The sequence below is a fragment of the Thermodesulfovibrionales bacterium genome, assembly GCA_035622735.1.
GTDB lineage: Bacteria > Nitrospirota > Thermodesulfovibrionia > Thermodesulfovibrionales > UBA9159 > DASPUT01.
Genome location: DASPUT010000095.1, coordinates 1 through 18,761 on the forward strand (window position 1 = coordinate 1; position 18,761 = coordinate 18,761).

At 51.2% G+C, this 18,761-nt stretch carries 13 protein-coding genes; 6 read left to right on the plus strand and 7 right to left on the minus strand.

The window, feature by feature from the left end:
• From VEI96_05380 to VEI96_05410, 7 genes are all read right to left on the minus strand, one after another.
• Positions 1–299: 3'-5' exonuclease (locus VEI96_05380; protein HXX57414.1), on the minus strand; the 299-nt coding region annotated here is incomplete at its 3' end.
• A gap of 35 nt (positions 300–334) precedes the next feature.
• Positions 335–2,242, minus strand: a complete 1,908-nt coding sequence (locus tag VEI96_05385; GenBank protein ID HXX57415.1) for a DUF294 nucleotidyltransferase-like domain-containing protein — start codon at positions 2,240–2,242, stop codon at positions 335–337.
• A 253-nt stretch (positions 2,243–2,495) separates the two neighbouring features.
• Positions 2,496–3,845, minus strand: coding sequence for a sigma-54 dependent transcriptional regulator (locus VEI96_05390; GenBank protein ID HXX57416.1), 1,350 nt, complete (start codon positions 3,843–3,845; stop codon positions 2,496–2,498).
• A gap of 48 nt (positions 3,846–3,893) precedes the next feature.
• Positions 3,894–5,789, minus strand: a complete 1,896-nt coding sequence (locus VEI96_05395; GenBank protein ID HXX57417.1) for a DUF294 nucleotidyltransferase-like domain-containing protein — start codon at positions 5,787–5,789, stop codon at positions 3,894–3,896.
• 238 nt (positions 5,790–6,027) lie between these two features.
• On the minus strand, positions 6,028–7,203 hold the full coding sequence (locus tag VEI96_05400) for a sigma-54 dependent transcriptional regulator (GenBank protein HXX57418.1): 1,176 nt from the start codon (positions 7,201–7,203) through the stop codon (positions 6,028–6,030).
• Positions 7,196–10,156, minus strand: coding sequence for an ATP-binding protein (locus VEI96_05405; protein ID HXX57419.1), 2,961 nt, complete (start codon positions 10,154–10,156; stop codon positions 7,196–7,198). The genes VEI96_05400 and VEI96_05405 overlap by 8 nt, the downstream gene beginning before the upstream one ends.
• Before the next feature lie 6 nt (positions 10,157–10,162).
• Entirely contained in the window at positions 10,163–10,384 is a 222-nt protein-coding gene (locus VEI96_05410; GenBank protein HXX57420.1) for a hypothetical protein, read from the minus strand.
• A 316-nt stretch (positions 10,385–10,700) separates the two neighbouring features.
• Here VEI96_05410 and VEI96_05415 point away from each other — a divergent pair, with 316 nt between their 5' ends.
• Genes VEI96_05415 through VEI96_05440 form a run of 6 tightly spaced genes read left to right on the plus strand, consistent with a single transcriptional unit; the run spans position 10,701 to position 18,391 of the window.
• Positions 10,701–11,045 carry a hypothetical protein gene (locus tag VEI96_05415; protein ID HXX57421.1) on the plus strand — a complete coding sequence of 115 codons (345 nt, stop codon included), beginning with the start codon at positions 10,701–10,703 and terminating at the stop codon, positions 11,043–11,045.
• 10 nt (positions 11,046–11,055) lie between these two features.
• Positions 11,056–15,603: a hypothetical protein gene (locus VEI96_05420; GenBank protein ID HXX57422.1), complete on the plus strand. Its 4,548-nt coding sequence runs from the start codon at positions 11,056–11,058 to the stop codon at positions 15,601–15,603.
• A gap of 12 nt (positions 15,604–15,615) precedes the next feature.
• Positions 15,616–16,149: a prepilin-type N-terminal cleavage/methylation domain-containing protein gene (locus tag VEI96_05425; protein ID HXX57423.1), complete on the plus strand. Its 534-nt coding sequence runs from the start codon at positions 15,616–15,618 to the stop codon at positions 16,147–16,149.
• Positions 16,139–16,612 (plus strand): prepilin-type N-terminal cleavage/methylation domain-containing protein, encoded by a 474-nt coding sequence (locus tag VEI96_05430; GenBank protein ID HXX57424.1) that lies wholly within the window; start codon positions 16,139–16,141, stop codon positions 16,610–16,612. The genes VEI96_05425 and VEI96_05430 overlap by 11 nt, the downstream gene beginning before the upstream one ends.
• Positions 16,609–17,781 carry a prepilin-type N-terminal cleavage/methylation domain-containing protein gene (locus VEI96_05435; protein ID HXX57425.1) on the plus strand — a complete coding sequence of 391 codons (1,173 nt, stop codon included), beginning with the start codon at positions 16,609–16,611 and terminating at the stop codon, positions 17,779–17,781. Before VEI96_05430 ends, VEI96_05435 begins: the two co-directional genes overlap by 4 nt.
• A 7-nt stretch (positions 17,782–17,788) precedes the next feature.
• On the plus strand, positions 17,789–18,391 hold the full coding sequence (locus tag VEI96_05440; GenBank protein HXX57426.1) for a hypothetical protein: 603 nt from the start codon (positions 17,789–17,791) through the stop codon (positions 18,389–18,391).
• The last annotated feature ends 370 nt before the right edge of the window (positions 18,392–18,761 follow it).

Here is an 18,761-nt window from a genome sequence, read left to right on the forward strand (position 1 = left end):
ACGATAATGGCATCATTGCAAAACTGAAGAAACTCTGCAAGAACCGTATCAATCGAGGGTTTTTCGACAACGTCTGAAGGGGTAATCCCGTGAATTACGACACTCTCAGAGGTCAAAGCCGTCTCGGGATTCGCAAGCCGATAAAAGGATTCTCCCAGTTCTATCCTCCCCCCCGTCATCCTCAGGGCACCGAGAGAAACGATCGAATCCTTTCTCTCATCAAGCCCGGTAAGCTCCGTATCGATCACTACATAACCGGCATCAAGAACCGATGCCTTTTCATCGACCGACGTAGACATACGTTTCTTAAAGTGCGATAAACCGAACATATACCTCACAAGATCATCGTCTTATACTTATCAATGATAAGTCCCTGAATTTTTGCTATGCGATGAAAAGCCTCCCGTATCAACCTTTTTTCCAGGTTATTCAAGGTATTGGGATTGATAAAATTATCCGGCTCCCGCCCCGCCTCTATCTGCTCGAACTGATGATGAATCCTGAGCAGCATGATGACCTCAAAGGCATGCTCGAGTTCATCTGCGTACTCCTGAACGATCGTATGCTTGTGCTTCAATGCGTCTATCCTTTCTAGGGTAGAAGTCTCACGTACATTCTTTTCGAGGGCAAAGAGCCTGACCGCGTCAACGAGCGGAGCGATTCCTTTCACCTTGAGATCGAATTTATCCTTGTGCTTTCCGCTCTTCTCGACAACGAATGACCTGAAAAACCCCAGGGGAGGAGTCTTCTTGATGATCGTATTTGCCATGTAACCGAGAAATAGCCGTTGCCCCTCAACCATGGGGGCGAGGGAATCTCTGAGATCTTCGGCGAGGCCGACTTTACCATACAGGGGCCTAAAATCGAAGAATATCAGAGACTTCAATACCGCATCGGGAGTCGGCTCATTTATCCAGCCCGCGAAGTATTTCTTCCAGACCTTTAGTGGCTGACACCACTTCGGGTTGCTCGCCATGTAGTCTGCAGGACAAGAAGGAAACCCGCACTGAGACATGCCGTCCCTCACGAGAAGTGTAAACGCAGAAAGATATTCCCTTGCAGCCTCATCCTTCTCTTCAGAGTCTGCATCCACATAGACGATCGCATTATCCTGGTCTGTCTTAAAGGTCTGCTCCTTGCGGCCCTCGCTGCCGAAGACGATCCAGCAAAATTCCAGCGGTGGGGTTCCGAGTTTCTTCTCCGTAATCTCGAGTACTTTCCTGAGGAGTCTGTCGTTGATCTCCGTTATTATACGCGTTATGTTACTCGCCTTTGCCCCTTCTTTCATAAGCAGCTCAACGATCTTGTTCACCTTCTTTGACACGGGAATCAGACCTTCTATGGATTGCTGGCCTTCTATCTCCCTCACCAGGGAGATGGGAGAGGTCCCCTGAAGCATCATCAGGTCATGGTTTGTTATAACGCCTTTCAGTATGCCGCTTTCGATCACGAGCAGGTGGTGAACGTTGTATCGGATCATTTTGAGGAGGGCCTCGAAGCAATAATCCCGTGCATCAGCCTTTATGAGGAAAACACTCATGATATTCTTGATGCTCTCGCGGAAGCTCCTCTCTTTCGAGATTACTTTATCCCTGAGATCTCTGTCGGTCACGATGCCTGTCGGAATCCCCGTTGAATCGAGAAGGATAAGGCAGCTTATTTTGTTCGCCGTCATTATTTCCGCAGCACCTTTTATTGAGATGTCCTGGGGCGCGGTTATAGGCTCCCTCCTGACAAGCTCGCCTATCGGAGTCGTGAAAAGGAGACTGTCTCCTCCTCCGTAAGAGAACCTTTTTTTTCCCATTTCATGATGAGCCTTATCGATATATTTATTCAGGTATGAGAGGAGAAAGTATTCGGCGAAGGGCGGGTTGGTCTCCAGTATCTTCAGTACGGCCTCTCTGCTGACAAGAAAGCAGGTGGTATCTTCAACCGCCACCACGTTCGCCCGCGCCTTGTCGCCGCTCATGAGAGAGAGGAATCCGAAGGACTCGCCCTCGCTTCTCGTATCGATCAGGACCCTGTCTTCCTGACCAGAACTGATAAAAACCTTTACCGAACCCTTCTGGATGATCCTGAGATAATCACTTGCCGGTCCGTCCTGACGGAGTATGAGAGAACCTTTTGGATAGAATTCGGTCGAGATGCCAACGGAAATGTTTCTCAGGGTTGCTTCATCAAGATCATGGAATGGTGGGATATTTCTCAGAAATTCCGTGATGTCTTCGCTCAGAATCTTCATCGCTGACGTCATGAAGCAGCAATTGATATGCCCGAAATGGTGCAAAATCGGCTTAAGTCAAAAATACTTATTTATCAGGATGTTATAGGAGACTGGTAATATCTGAAACTAAAGCTTCAGTTTTGGGGTCCGCGATGAGATATTACTATTGGTAACGGCAGAAGGAAATGCCTCAATTTTACTTTATACTTAATAGGTTTTGCGCATGCTACGATAAGTACCGTTAAAGAATCTAATGTGGGTAATAAGGTAACTACTTTTTCCCCATTCCCCATCTTTTTCTCTTTTCCCATAAAGCCTTTCTCGTGATCCCGAGCATATCGGCGAGCTTCTGCTCGGTGAACTTTGTCTGATGCCGCATGATGAACTCCTTCGTATAATCTTCTATCGAAAGACCACGTTCAAGCGACTCCGAAACAAAACTATGAGACGAGATCTTCAGTCCTTCAGGAAGATGTTCCGGGAAAATTGTATCCGTTTCGGTGATAAGAACCGCCCTCTCAATAATATTCTTGAGTTCCCTCACGTTCCCCGGCCACGGGTAGTCGACAAGAAGCCCGAGGGCCTCATCATCAATAAACCGTACGGCCTTACCGATCTCATGGGCGCACTTCCCGATAAAATGCTTTGCAAGAACGACGATATCTTCTCTACGCTCCCTGAGCGGCGGCAGCTTAATTGTGACGACATTGATCCGATAATAGAGGTCTTCCCGGAAAGCACCTTCACGCACCAACTTGACGATGTCCCTGTTTGTGGCGGTTACGAACCTGATATCGACCCGTCTCGATTGCACCCCTCCGAGGGGCCTTATCTCGGAGTCGTCTATCACGCGGAGAAGTTTTGCCTGCAGCTGTTGGGTGAGGTCGCCGATTTCATCAAGGAAGACGGTCCCGCTGTGGGCCTCCTCAAAGAGCCCTCTCTTCGTACCGGCGGCACCGGTGAAGGCACCCTTCACATATCCGAAGAACTCGGACTCGAGGAGATTTTCAGGGATTGCGCTACAGTTTATCGGAACGAAAGGTTTGTCTTCCCTTACACTCGAATAATGGATGGCCCTCGCGATCAATTCTTTGCCCGTCCCGGTTTCGCCGAGGAGGAGAACGTTACTTTTGGAATCGGCAATCTTTTTCACTTCGGTGATTAACGACGACATCTCGCTGCTCTGTCCTATGATGTTTCCAAAATCATACCGGTCCTCGATCTGCTTCTTGAGAATAACGTTCTCTGACCGCAGGACTCGCTCCCTCAGTGCGTTTTTCACGATCCTCTTTATCTCTTCATGAATGATCGGTTTTATCACATAGTCATACGCGCCGGCCCTGAGAGCACCGACTGCAGTCTCTATGGAGGCATACGAGGTTATGATGATCACGATCTGTTCGGGGAGTCTCTCCCGCATCTTCCGGAGGAGTTCAATTCCGTCGATACCCGGCAAAATGATATCGGAGATGATAAGGTCATATGCCTCCTTATCGATCATTCCCAGTGCGGACTCGGCGCTGTTGACCGAATCTACTTCATACCCGTCTCTCATGAGTACCCTTCTCAGAGAGTCGCAGAGCGTCTCTTCATCTTCTACGATGAGTAATCTTTCATTCATGGTGCTTCACAGGGACACCCTCGAATCCGCTCCCTTGCCGGCTCTGTCTTATTTGATGAAATGCCTATATCGCTGGAATATCAGGTCCTGCAATCTCGAGATGAGATGAAACGCCTCCCGCATCGTCTTTTTTTCGAGGTTGCTCAGCTTGTTCGGGTTGATGAAGTTATCAGGCCTCAGTTCTGCCTCTATCTGTTCATACTGATGATGAACCCTGAGGAGCATGATAAATTCAAAGGCCTGTTTCAGCTCATCCACGTATTCCCTGACAATGGTGTGACTATCCTTTAAAACCTGTATCCTCCCGAGGGTCGATGTCTCCTTTATCCCTTTCTCAAGAGAGAAAAACCTCACGGCGTCGACAAGCGGCGTCAGCCCCTTTATCTTCAGGTTAAATTCGTCCTTATGCTCACCACTTTTTTCGACCACGAATGACTTCAGAAAGCCGATGGGCGGGGTATTTTTCATCATCGTATTCGCCATGTGACCGAGGAAGATGCCCTGATTTTCTATCAGGGAACGGGAAGAATCCCTCAATTCTTCAAAGAGGCTGAACTTACCATAGAGGGGCCTGAAGTCAAAAAATATCAATGACTTTAAGATCGCGTCCGAGGTCGGCTCGGTGATCCAGCTCGAGAAATACTTCTTCCAGACCCTAAGGGGCTGACACCATTGGGGGTTGCTTGCCATATAATCAGCGGGACATGGCGGGAATCCAATCTTGTGCAGTCCTTCCTTCACAAAGGCGGTGAAGCGAGGGAAATATCTCCTTATCGCCCCATCGTCCTCCGCCGTCAAGGGGTCTGCATAGATAATCGCGTTATCCTGGTCTGTCTTGAAGGTCTGCTCCTTACGACCTTCGCTCCCGAAGACGAACCAGCAGTAAGGGACCGGCGGCTGCCCAAATTCCTTCTCGGCTACCTCAAGCACCTTCTTCACGAGCCTGTCGTTTATTTCGGTGATGACGTTCGTGATGTTGCTCGGCTTTGCGCCTTCCTTGAGGAGAAGTCCGACAATGTTATTCATCTTGAGTGAAACCGGGACAAGTCCAGCAATCGTCTGCTGGTTCTCGATATCGTTCGCAAAGGATAACGGTGACGTGCCTTGGAGAAGCATGAGATCGTGATTTGTCATGATCCCTTTTAACGCACCGTCTTCGATAACGAGCATATGATGGATATTGTACTTCACCATCCTGAGCACGGCTTCAAAGCAGGAGTCCCTCGCGTCGACCCGTATGAGGGAAAGCGTCATGATATTCTTAACGGGCTCAGACGCGCTGCGGCCCTTCGCCACCACCTTCTCCCTGAGGTCCTTATCGGTCACAATCCCGACAGGAAGGTTCCTCTTGTCAAGAATGATTACCGAACTGGTCTTATTGCTTGCCATGACTTGTGCTGCCTCCTGTATCGTTGCAGCTTCTCCGATAGTAACAACAGCTGTTGCTATACTGCCCACCGGAGTCGTGAACAAGAACCGGTCGCTGCCTCCGTTGATCATGCTCTTTTTCTGCATTTCGCTGTAGGTCCTGTCCACGTATCGTGAGAGGTACGACATAAAATACTCGGAAAAGGCGGGCTTCGATTCGATGAGTTTCAAGACCTTGTCCTTCTGCAGGGTGTAACAGATGGTATCATCAATGGCGACGACCGTCGTCCTCTGCCGGTCATCGCCGATTATCGAGAGGAACCCGAAGTTGTCCCCTTCCCCGCGGTAATCCATTACCACATCTTCCCCGTTCTCGGACTTCATGAGAATCTTGACTCCCCCCTTTTTGATAATCCTCAGTGAGTCGCTCCGGGGACCATCCTGACGCAAAATAACCGTCTCCTTTGGATAAAACTCCATCGATAAACCGGCCGCAACAGACTTTAGGGTAGGCTCATCAAGGAATTGAAACGGGGGCTCTTTTTTTAAGAAACTTATGATGTCTTCCTGAATCATCTTTCGTTGTTCTCTGCGAGTAGAGCGGGCCGGTCGTTAGACCTTCGCTCTAAAAGCGAACTGACAGGTCCGTCAACCTCGACAATGAGTAAGGAGTTGATGCGTACGTGCTCATGTTCTTCGTTGGAGCTTGCCCGCCGACCCCCGGTGGGTCTGCCGAAGGGGCAAATCTCCAAATAAATATTATTGCCGATAAACGGAATGCCATGGATGCGACCTTCCTCACAAATGCTCCGCCTTAACGGGAAAAAAGCAAAAGATCCCCCGCCTTAATGACACGGCCTTCTGTTGTGAGAATTGCACGCTCAATAACGTTCCGGAGCTCCCTGACATTGCCCGGCCAGGGATATCTCTGAAGAACTTCCAAAGCCTCACCGTCTATGTCTCTTACGGTCTTCCCTAATTCACACGAGTATCTCTCGATAAAATGACAGACGAAAGGCCTTATGTCATCCCGTCGTTCCCGGAGAGGAGGAATCTTTATCGAGACTGCGCCTATCTTCCCAAGGAGGTCGGCTCTGAACTTTCGTTCCGAAACCGCTGACTCAATGTCTCCGTTTGTAGCGAAGATGAACTGAATATCAATTTTGAAAGCCTCCTTTCCGCCTACCGGTGTTATCTCCCGATCTTCCAGGACCCGAACGAGTTTCGATTGGAGTCCGGCATCAATGTCGAGCGCTTCTCTGAAGAAGACAGTTCCTCCGTTTGCCTCTTCGAAAAGTCCCTTCCTGGAAGTCGTAGCATCCGGGAAGGCGCCCTTTACGTGCCCGAAAAGCCTCGATATCACATTTATGTATTCTTCGAGAAGGACATTACGGTCTATGGAGATAAACGGTTTGTCTGCCCTGCTGCTATTCCCATGTATCATCCTCGCGAGGAGTTCTTTCCCTGTGCCGATCTCCCCGAGCAGGAGTACCGTACCGCCACTTTTTGCAGCGCCTTTGACCTCGCCCAGTATCCTCTCTATCTCCGGACCTTCGCCGATTATCCTGTCGGGGTCATACTCCTTTTCCATGAGTTTCTTGAGGCGGACATTCTCCTCCAGAAGGGCCCCCTGCGTAAGGGCATTCCTCACGACCTGCTTTACCTCTTCATGCATAACGGGTTTCACGATATAGTCGTAAGCCCCGCTCCTGAGGGCCTCGACAGCGGTCTCAAGAGAGGCATATGCCGTCATAATGACAACGGTCTGTCCGGGAAGCTTTTCCTTTATCTTCTTCAGCAGTTCAATTCCCGTGATCCCCGGGAGAATGATATCGGTAATGATGAGGTCATAAAATCTTTCATCAAATACTTGGATTGCGGATTCAGCGCTGCTGACGGTCTCGACAACGTATCCTTCCCTCGAGAGCACTCTTTTCAGCGATTCACAGAGGGTCTCCTCATCTTCGACGATGAGTATCCGCTCATTCATGATTTTCGACGGGTAGATTTATCACAAATGTTGCCCCCTCCCCTCTGTTGCTTTTCACCCGTATGGTCCCGTTATGGTCTTTGATTATACCATAACATATGCTCAAGCCTAACCCTGTCCCTCTGCCCGGACCCTTCGTTGTGAAAAACGGATCGAAGATCCTACCGAGGGCATTTTCCTCGATTCCTGCGCCGGAGTCGCTGAAAACGACCTCGACGGACCCGTCTCTTTCCTTCATCGAAATGCCTAATTTCCCGCCTTCGGGCATCGCGTCGAGGGCATTGATGAGAAGGTTGAGAAAGACCTGCTGTATCTGATCGGGGTTCACATTCAGCGGGGGAATAGCATCGATGTCCGTCGCAAGCTGGATATTCTTGAACCGCTTGTCATACTTTACCAGGTTGATCGTGCGGTCGAGAATTTCCGCTATGTTCGACGAAGTCTTTTCGCCTGAAGCTAACCGAGCGAAGTCTCCAAGACTCCGAACAATCTTCGCGATCCTCTCTAGATGATTGTTCATCGTCTTTATCGATTCCCGCGTGAATTGCACGTCATCCTTCGTTGTCATTTCGAGAGATTCAAGTTCCTGGACAAGAGAAGAGATTGATGCGAGCGGGTTCCCGATTTCGTGGGAAATGCCCGCGGTGAGTTTTCCGATACTCGCGAGCTTCGATGCCTGGAGGAGTTGCTCTTCCATCTTCTTCTTTTCCGTTATGTCTTCAAGGATGATAACAAACCCTCCCGAGGGGTCTGTAAAAGGACTGATATTAATCTTGAACGTCTGCAGTGACGTGGTCTGGACAGTCATCTCCTGCTCTTCTTTTTGCATGAGCGAATCTCTCGTTATCCAGGGAAGCAGATCGACTATCTGACGGTTAAACGCGTCTGATTTCTTTATTCCGGTAAGCTTATCGATCTCCCTGTTCCAGTATTTTATGCGCAAGAGAGAATCGACGGTCACGATCCCCACAGGGGCGCTCTCTATGATGTTCTCGCTGAACTCCTTCAGATACGACAGTTCCCTGTTCGTTTCTGTCAGTTCCTGGCGAGACAGCCTCAGCCGTTCGGTAATATGCTTGAGAGACTCGGAGAGTTCTCCCCTCTCCTTTTCCGTCAGGACCAGCTTGTCTTCAAAAATAATAGCAGCCATGGACGAACCGATGGCTCCCGACAGGACTTTCTCGGCCTCGTCACGCACTTCAAAGAGTTCCTTAGGGGTAAGTTCTCCCCCTCTCCTGTTCTTCCCCGACAGGATGGCCCCGATTACGTCCCTCGCCTCGACCCTGCCTATATATTGGGCGAGGATATCTTCGATGTCGTCCACGGTGTAGGAGCTCCCATGGAAGAGCTCCTTCACGCTTTCATAAGACTCCACGAAGACGAGCGACTGGATCTCTTCCTCTTTGGACTGTTTCGTAAAGACTGATATCCCGACATAGAAAATGAGATTCATGAGCATACCCCAGAAGAGAGAGTTTCCCCACTTGCCGAGACCCTGAACACCGAAAAGGCTGTTTGGATTGAACATCTCCGAGCCCGTCAGGAGCGCGACGAGGCCGACTTCCTTCACGATGCCGGACTTTATCAACGCCGGGATGATGAGGGTATAGAGCCATACGGCAAATCCGGCAGAGAGCCCTGCTATGGCACCTCTCCTTGTCCCCCTCTTCCAGTAAAGACCCAAAAAGAACGCCGGGGCAAAGAGGGCCACGGCCTCGAAGGACTTCAGTCCGATATCTACAAGGCTATAAAATTCTCCGATGGACATGGCAAAGAGATATCCCAGGTAGACGATCCCCAGGATAACGAGTCTCTTAATATTAAGGACGACCGCCGGGAATTTCGGAGCGTCGTGGAAATTGATCAGGGCTGGCATGATGATGCTGTTCATGACCATGGTGCTCAATGCAAGCGCCTCGACAATCACCATGCCTGTCGCCGCGGAAAATCCGCCGATGAAGGCTAAGAGGGAGAGATAGCGCATGCCGTTATGCAGGGGCAGGGTCAGGACAAAGTAATCGGCCTCTTTCGCAGTCCCCCCCGTGAGAAGACCGCCGAAGGCTATGGGCAGCACAAAGACATTGATAAGGAAGAGATAGAGGGGGAAGAGCCATGCCGCCTTGGCTATGTGGGACTCGTCATAATTCTCCACGACAGCCATCTGGAATTGGCGAGGCAGAAACATGATCGCCATCATCGAAAGAAATAGGAGTGACAGCCATTCCGGATAGTCCGTTCCCGTGCCGGTGCCGAGGAAGAGGAGTATCGAGTGTTCGGAATCCTTTATCCTCGCGAAGATATCGTTAAACCCTTTGAAGAGGCCGAAGGTCACGAAGACACCCACGAGGACAAAGGCCAACAGCTTCACGATCGATTCAAAGGCTATCGCAAAAACGAGCCCGCCGTGCCTCTCTGAAGAATCGAGTCGCCTCGCTCCAAAGATGATCGCAAATATGCCGAGTATTAAGGTAATGACTAAGCCCACAGCGGAACTCCCCCATGTCTTGCCGCCCGATATGATCTCAAAGGTGCTGATGATCGCCTTGATCTGTAGTCCTAGATAGGGCGCTATGCCGACAACGGCCACGATCGTGACAAGCGCGGAGAGGAAGAGAGACTTGCCGTAACGGGAACCGATGAAATCGGAGATCGCGGTGATCCTGTTCGCCTTCGCTGTCTTTACCACCTTGCGGAGAACGACGAGCCAGAGGGAAGCCATGAGGGTCGGTCCGAGATAGATCGTCAGGAAAGAGAGCCCTGACGTGGCTGCCTTCCCGACGCTCCCGTAGAAAGTCCAGGAGGTGCAATAGACCGCCAGCGATAGAGAATAGATATAGGGGTTATTGACTATGCTTCTGCCTTTTTTCTCCTGCCGCTCGGCGTAGTAGGCTACGGTAAAGAGGAGCAGCAGGTAGCCGAGAACAATAAAAAAAAGGTTATAGGGTGTAAACACTTCTTTCTACCGCACCGTTCTTTGTCGCGGGGGGAGACTCTTATTGTTCTTTTTCGTAAGCTGTTGTCGGTTCATCCTATTGGCCGCGAAGGCCACGAGGACGATAAAAAGGAGCCAGAAGACTATCAGGTATTTCACCACAGAGACATGGAATATCTCGAGGAAGGGCCAGTTCAGGCCGAGAAGGCCGAGGACGAAAATGAACAACCATATTTCAGGATTTCTCACTCTCTCTTCAGCCTCTCCGCCATGACCTGTTCTTGGACTATTATAGCCCAAAAACCCTGTCTTTGGGGTCTCCCTGTCTCCGAGTGATCCCTTTCTGCATATCCTTCCGGTTCGGCGCCCCCCGCAGCAGCACTAATCTGTAATGCGTTACCCAAACTGTGTAATCCATTACATAGCACGTCCCGCTCAATGGCGAGAGAAACCTTATCCGAGGCCGGTTTAGGATAAACAAAAGATTGGCATTGAAGTTGCTTTATGGTAATTCGGATGATTATATGCGACATACGCGAAGAGCACATTTGAAGGAGGCGCTGTGATGAAAAACAACATAAAGAGAGCGAGGGGCTTCGGGGAGAAAATGAGAGGCATGCTCATGGTTCTCGTTATCACGATCGCCTTTCTGTCCGTCATCACGTCACAGAATTATGCCAAAGAGGGACGAGCAACCCATAAAATCATCTCGGGAGTCATAACGAATATTACCACGACTTCGATCGAAGTAAATGGAAAATTCTATGATATATCGAACGCAATTCTCGTAACAACGTCCGGAACGAGATTAACCATGAACCAGTTGAAACGGGGAAACATCGCAGAGATTTTCACTGACGACGAAACGGCAACAAAGGTTCGCATTGACAACAGGAATCTTCGCAAGTGAGGTGGTCTTCATGAAGAAACTCATACTATTCAATTTTCTCCTGTCACTGTTTTTTTCTTCTCTTGTGATAACAGGATCAGATGCGGCATCGATGACCGATTACTGCATCGTTCCGCCTTACGTTATCCAGGATGTTCCTCCCAATATCATGTTCCTTGTGGACAATTCGGGCAGCATGTTCAATTTTGCCTATGCCTGTTCCAAGGCAACGACGACGGCTTCCGGGAATAATACCACGTCTATAGTTGTGGACAGTGTTTCAGGTTTCAATGTCGGACAGAAGATTACGGTGGGAGGGACTGAAGTCGTTGTTACCGCTGTCAACAGCGGCACGAATACACTTACGGTGAGCGCCTCCCTGAGTTTTGCATCCGGGACGATCGTCCAGGATTGGGCTTGCCAGGACCCGAATTTCTATGACATGGATTCCAGTCAGTGCAACACAACTACGGTCGGGACTGGTGGTTCTTCACCTAATACCACAATCCCCGTTACGAGCACCACAAACGTCTGGGTCGGACAGATGATCGTTCTCGTCCATTCGGGGACCCCCACAACACTCATTGTCAACAGCGTAAGTTCGAGCACAAAAAAGATAACCGTTAGCTCATCTGTGTCTTTTTCTTCCAGCGATACGATTTATGATTATACCTGCTATTATTTCAACAACCTCGCTCCAGAGATGAGTTTCGATCCTACGAAAACTTACTACGGCTATTTCAACAGTAACTACTACTACACGTATACCGGTTCCGGAGGAAAATTCCTTCAGAACAGGGTGAAACCTGTCGCGAAGCTCGCGACAGAGTGGGACGGCAATTTCCTGAACTGGCTCACCATGAGAAGGGCCGATGTCTTAAAAAGGGTCCTCACCGGAGGATACGCGGTGGGAGGCGAGGGGACCGGTTTTGACAAAGTCCGCGCATTAAAACCTGATGATTCGAGCAGAGGCATATATAAGGCCGTGGCACAGGCAGATCAATATATGGGATGCACGGGGTGCACGGGAAACATGAACTTCACCTTCGCTACCGGCAATTCCAACCCATCATCTTTCACGGCCTACGCCGGCACTACCGGCAAAGGATCTTTTTCTGTAGATGTGGTGGTACCCTCTCCCGTCGAGGGAGTAATTCAGAATGTCGTCGGCGCAAAGGCGAGAATCGGCGTCACTTTTTATAATACGAATGACGGGGGCAAAGTCCAGGTCTCCGTCGCGGGCACGAGCCTCTCATCAGTGATAAACCAGATAAATCTTACGATACCGAGCACGAACACACCCCTCGCGGAAGCATTGTGGACCGTGACCGGATATTTTGCCCAGCAATCGAGCATGGAGGGCGGACCGGGCCCGAGGTGGAATAACGGCGATTTTCAGATAAACAACAACAACGACCCCTGGAACTACGCAACCGGCGGCGGAAACCCCAGGTTTCCTGCGTGTTCGAAGAGCTACGTACTCCTTATTACCGACGGTGAGCCCTGTTCAGACGGCAATCTGCCGGCCACTCTGAAAGACTACGCCTCGGGTAAATCGAAGTTCAATTGTTCCGGGTCAACTTGTCCGGCCGTCACGAATAATACGGCGCCAGTGGTCGGCGGTGAGAATTTCTCATTCCCTGCATCAACGTTCGCCACCTGTAGCGCGGGGGGAAATGTTGCAGGCATAGAGGATGTGGCCTTGTACATGCATACGAAAGACCTGAGGAGTGATATTAGCGGAATGCAAAATCTGACGCTCTACACCGTCTTCGCTTTTGGCAAAGGCTCCACCCTTCTGAAATATGCGGCGATAAACGGAGGATTCAACGACTACGATGGAACGGGCCTTCCCGACAAGCAGGCCAAGTGGGACACGAGCGGGACAGGAAGTCCTGACACGTATTACGAAGCGCAAGAAGGGGCGGACCTCGAACAGGCGATGACGAACGCCCTTTCGACGATGCTGAAGAGGGCCTCATCGGGTACTGCTGCATCCGTTCTTGCCTCAGGTGAAGGGAGCGGCGCAAATCTCGTTCAGGCCGTCTTTTATCCGAGGCGGAGATTCGGCAATGACATTATCGCCTGGAACGGAGAAAACCAGAATTTCTGGTATTACATAGACCCTCTCTTTACGAACAGTTCCATCAGAGAGGAGACAGTTGCAGACGGAAAACTGAATCTCATCAATGACTATATCGCCCAGTTCTACTTCGACACTACCGCCCAGCAGACAAAGGCAAAGCGTTTCCAGGATACTTCCGGCACCGGTTCTCCCTTAACTGCTATGCCGACGGTCAACTTCGAGAACCTCGGGAGCATCTGGCAGGCTGGCGTATCGCTCTGGGCGCGGGACCTGAACTCAACTCCGCGGATTATTTACACGAATGTGGGGGGAAGCCTTGTCAACTTCGTCGACACCGCCTCTTCCACTTTCTCTTCATCTCTGGCCTCATATCAATGTTCTGTTACCAAGACGATATGCACCGCCGTCGGGACCTCCGCCTCTCCCTGCACAGGCGGGACTGATACATGCGCTGTCGATGACCAGAGGGCAAAGGATGTCATCAGGTATATCCACGGATACGATCTTACGAGCGACGGACAAGACTTCAATACCGTTGACAGGGACAACGACACGTTCCCTGATTACCGGTACAGAACCGTGACTATAAATGACGTGCCCCATATCTGGAAGTTCGGGGACATCATAGACTCGACCCCGAGAATAGCCTCATGGATAGCCTTGAATAGCTACAATAAAATGTATCAGGACAGCACCTACGGAATACCCCTTCAGGACGCCCTGGGCGAAGACCCCCCGGATCCGACCCACTATGTCACTACGGCAGGGTATAAGAGCAGGGGGATGGTATTTGTGGGAGGCAACGACGGGATGCTCCATGCATTTAAGCTCGGACACCTCGATCTGAACTGGTCAGGACAGGGGTCATTCGACAAGGCGAGACTCTCGAACGCTGACGCTACCGTTCCCCTCGGGCAGGAGATGTGGGCCTTCATCCCGAAGAATGTCCTTCCCTATCTCAAATACTTCGCGGACCCGGATTATTGCCACGTCTACTCAGTTGACCTCACCCCTTATATCTTCGATGCGAGTATCGGTCAGCCGGGCTCGGGCGATGTCTCAGGGAACGCGAGGACGGTCAGCTCATGGAGGACTATTCTTATCGGCGGCATGAGACTTGGCGGTGCATGCAGAAACCTGACCGCCACCTGCACGGACTGCGTAAAAACGCCGCTCGACAGTCTCGGTTATTCTTCCTACTTCGCCCTCGATGTCACCGATACCCTTGCCGATAAGACAAAGCCGCCGGTGCTTCTGTGGGAATTCTCCGACCCCACCCTCGGTTTTGCGACGAGCGGCCCCGCAGTGGTGAGGATCAGCACGACGAAGGCGGACGGGACTCCCGATATAACGACAAACGGCAAATGGTTCGTCATTCTCGGTTCAGGTCCGACAGGTCCCATCGATACGACGAACAATCAATTCCTCGGACACTCGGACCAGAATCTAAAATTGTTCGTACTCAATCTATATAACGGCTCCCTGGCAAGATCGATCGATACAACAATCCCCTTTGCCTTTGCGGGCTCTCTCCTCAATGCCTCAATCGATCCTGACGTTGGATCGGGGTTCGGCGCCCGATCTATTGATTATTCCGATGATGCCGCATACGTCGGATACGTGAAGAAGGCGTCAGACGGCACATGGACGGACGGGGGCGTAGGAAGAATATTTACGAACAACGATCCGAATCCGGGCAACTGGCAGTGGCGCAAGCTCGTTGACGGCATCGGTCCTGTTACGACCTCTATCACGAAGCTTCAGAGCCGAGATCAGGTGATCTGGCTCTATTTCGGGACAGGCCGGTATTTCTTCGAGATCCCTGATGGCAACGGAGGGACGTCAGTGGATGACGGAGACAACCTGAGGCGGCTCTATGGGATAAAGGAGCCCTGTTATGTCAGGGGGGCAACCGCTAAGATGGACCCGAGCAGTTCCGTCGGTTTCTGCCAAAGCACAGTGACGGGCGGATTGTCCGATGTCACCTGCGCAAGTGTCACCGGTTCAGTTGCAGTGGATAATTCGACATGTGCCGCCGTCCATGACACACTGGCATCAAATCCGAATACCGATACGAGTTTCAACGGATGGTATATAGTTCTCGATGGTTCCACGAACCCGTTGAACGCTGATCCGACTCAGAACTTCAGGGCCGAAAGGGTTATCACCGACCCCCTCGCGAGCCCGAGCACCGGTGTCGTCTTTTTCACTACGTATAAGGCCTACAGCGATGTCTGCGGAATCGGGGGAAAGAGCGCGATCTGGGCTGTGAAATATAACACGGGCGGCTCTGCAGGGGCTTCCTTAAAGGGCGTGGCGCTTTTGCAGGTCTCTACGGGGAGCATCGAACAGAAAGACCTATCGTCTGCCTTCACCGACAGGGGTTTACGAAAAACAGCGGCGATGGAAGGTGTGCCTCCGACCCAGCAGGGCTTGGCGATCATATCAACTCCTCCGCCGACAAAGAGAACCGTTCACATAAGGGAACGGTAAGGACGGGAAAAGATGAAACGTGAAAGACAGATTTCAGGACGGAACGAGGAAGGCCTCACATTAATAGAGCTCGTCGTCGTCGTGAGCATAATCGGCATCGTCGTTGCAGCCATGGGCATGCAGTTTCAAGGCTGGAGCGGCAGTTACGCGATCGAGAGCGAGGTCAAGCAGATCTATTCCGACCTCTTGAATACGAGGTTAAGCGCGATGCAGAGGAATCGGTCTCATTTCGTGGTCATCAATGCCGACAGATACCAGGTATTTCAGGACACGAATGAAAACGGGGTCTACGATGCGGGCACCGATCAGCCGCTGCCCTCCTTTCTGAATCCTGTAAAACTGACGTATCAGCTCGCCCCTTTGTGGCTCGGGACTGTCACGGTAGACTCAAAAGGGCTCGTGAGCCCCAATCAAACGATACGGGTCAACACAGACCTAAACGGAGACGGAGCGCCCGATGTCTATCCTGATTACGACTGCATCGTTCTGTCTACGACGAGAATTAATATGGGGAAGTGGGATGGGGCTGCGTGCGATGCTAAATAAGAAAGGGATGACGCTCATCGAGGTGATGGTCGCCCTTGTGGTCCTCCTCCTCGTCGCTCTTGCGATGATGCAGACCGCCCTTCTCAGCATCGACTCCAACATGATAAGCGCCCTGAGAGATCAGGCACTGAAATTAGCGGAGACAAGGATGAACAATGCAAAGGGGACTACGTTCAGCAAGTTGTCCTCGGGCAGTCAGACGGATACGGGCGCACTCGACCCGGGCATATGTTCGGCCACTCTAAGAGCAAAAATGCAGGGTGTAATGGGTGCGATAGGAAGCGCAAATAATGGGCAGGTTGTGACGGCTAGCGTAAGGAGCATGCCGTCTTTTAACTACTGCACGAACGTGACAGCGCAAAACCTCAACCCTAATAATGTAATCATCAATGTTACGGTGGGCTGGACATGGCAGGGTCAGGACTACGTCCACAATATCGGAACGATAGTGGGGAACCTGTGATAAGGCGCGAAGAGGGCTTCACTTTAGTTGAATTGATGATAACGATGGTCATGTTCCTGCTCGTCTTGTCAGCGACATCAGGTATCTTTTCGGCGCTCTTAAACCAGTTCAAGCAGCAGTCCAAGATCGCCGAGACGGACATAGAAGGCGTAGTGGGGCTCGAGATGCTCCGGCAGGACATCGAAAGCGCAGGATACGGACTTCCCTGGGACATGGGTGGTAACGCTTATCTTGAGGCTGACGTCAACAACACAACGACCTGGGTCGATCGAGACCTCAACGACGGCCCCCCCAATAATCCCGCGAGGGGCGCCGATGTCGCAGGGGCTTCCAACCCGCCAGGGGCTGTAAGAGCCCTGGACAACGTGGCGATGAACAACACTTCCGATGTGCTTTCGATAAAATCCGCATCCGTGGCGAAAAACGGAGCGTCACAAAAGTGGACCGAGCTGGCATTCGGAGGCGTAACAAAGAACGGTCTTTCGGGCGAAACATTTCTCAATTCCGACAGTGTGACGGTCCTTTCCCTCATTGGAAATACTTTTTCTCTCGTCGGCGCAACGGTCTTTTCGAACATCGCATCTTTGGCGCCCCTAGGCAGTAGAGAAACCCGGATCGTCTACGGAGTAGACCCTAACACAAACCCCCTGAGGTTTCCGTTTAACAGGGCGGACTACTACGTCAGGGTCCCTACCACGGTGCCAAACCGGTGTGCAACCGGGACATCCGCCGGTACGGATAGGGGCACAGGAGTCCTTTACAAAGGTGTTGTCAGTCAGGCAGATGGCACATTCGGGGCGATCATGCCCGATGGCACATACCCCAACGAGCTCCCTCTCCTCGACTGTGTAGCCAGCATGCAGGTGGTTTTCGGGCTGGATCAACTCGGCAACGGAACTATTTCATACAAAGACGCCGGTTGGTTGCAGACTTATACTGCCGCGGATATCAGAAGCCAGCTGAAGGAGGTGAGGGTCTATATCCTCGCACAAGAAGGCCAGCGCGACCCGAATTATACCTTCACGAATTTTACCGGTGGATGCCCCACGTGCATCAAAGTGGGAGAAACAGGAATGGGCGGAAACGACTTTGATCTTACCGCCATCAAGTATTATCAAAATTACCGGTGGAAACTTTATACAATCGTTGCAAGACCGGGCTTTATCTGAGGTGGAAATGGAACTGTTGAAGAATGAGAGAGGCATCGCCCTGACCATGGTCTTAGTCCTTTCGGCCATCTCGCTCGCTGTCATGGCAGCGCTGCTCTATATGGTGACGGCCGGCACTCAGCTGACAGGCATGGAGAAGCGATACAATACCGCACTCGAGGCAGGGAAAGGCGGCAAGGACATAGCTTTTCAATTTATCGGCTCGAGGGGAAATCCGGGAGTTCCGGGTATCAACCTCATACAGCAGGCATCCAATAACTGTCTGACCGACAAGCTGACGAAAGCCACGGCCAATTGGACGAACTGCGGTGCGAGCAGCACGTCGCTCACCATAGACCCCTCTTCCCCGAGTACCTATGACATTGAATTTACATTGGGGAATGCTGCGCCGAATCAGTACAAGGTTACGGAGAAAATAGTCGATACGGTAGAGGGTAATTCGGGTCCCGATACCGGTCTGGTAAAGAATGCCGTGGTGCTGTCGGTCCCCGGCGAAATCACGGTAATGAGCATACCCTATCTCTACACCATCGAGATAGACTCTGAAAATTTGTCTCAACCGGCTGACAGAAGGGAGAGGGCTAAACTGTCAGTGCTCTACGAATATTGATGATGTGTAGGGCCACGTCAATCGCAGCGGCATTTTTTTTCCTCTTCGTTCTATCCTGTTCATCGGAAAGGCCACCAGAGACCGCCAAACAGGAGCCTTCTCAGAGCGGAACTATGAAGGGATCTGATGTTGCTCCGTCTGCAACGGAGAGCAAAGAATCTTACTCCCTGAAAATCACCCCTGAAAATCCGGATCGGAGTTCGACAGTTTATCTAACTCCGCAGGGTTTTAATCAAGGCGATGCGAAGATAGAATGGCTCGTGAACGGGAGACTCGCAGAGAGTTCGACGCCGGGTCAATTCAAACCCATCGAGGCAAGAAAAGGCGATACGGTTCAAGCGAGGGCAACGATAAAGGACAGAGAAATCCT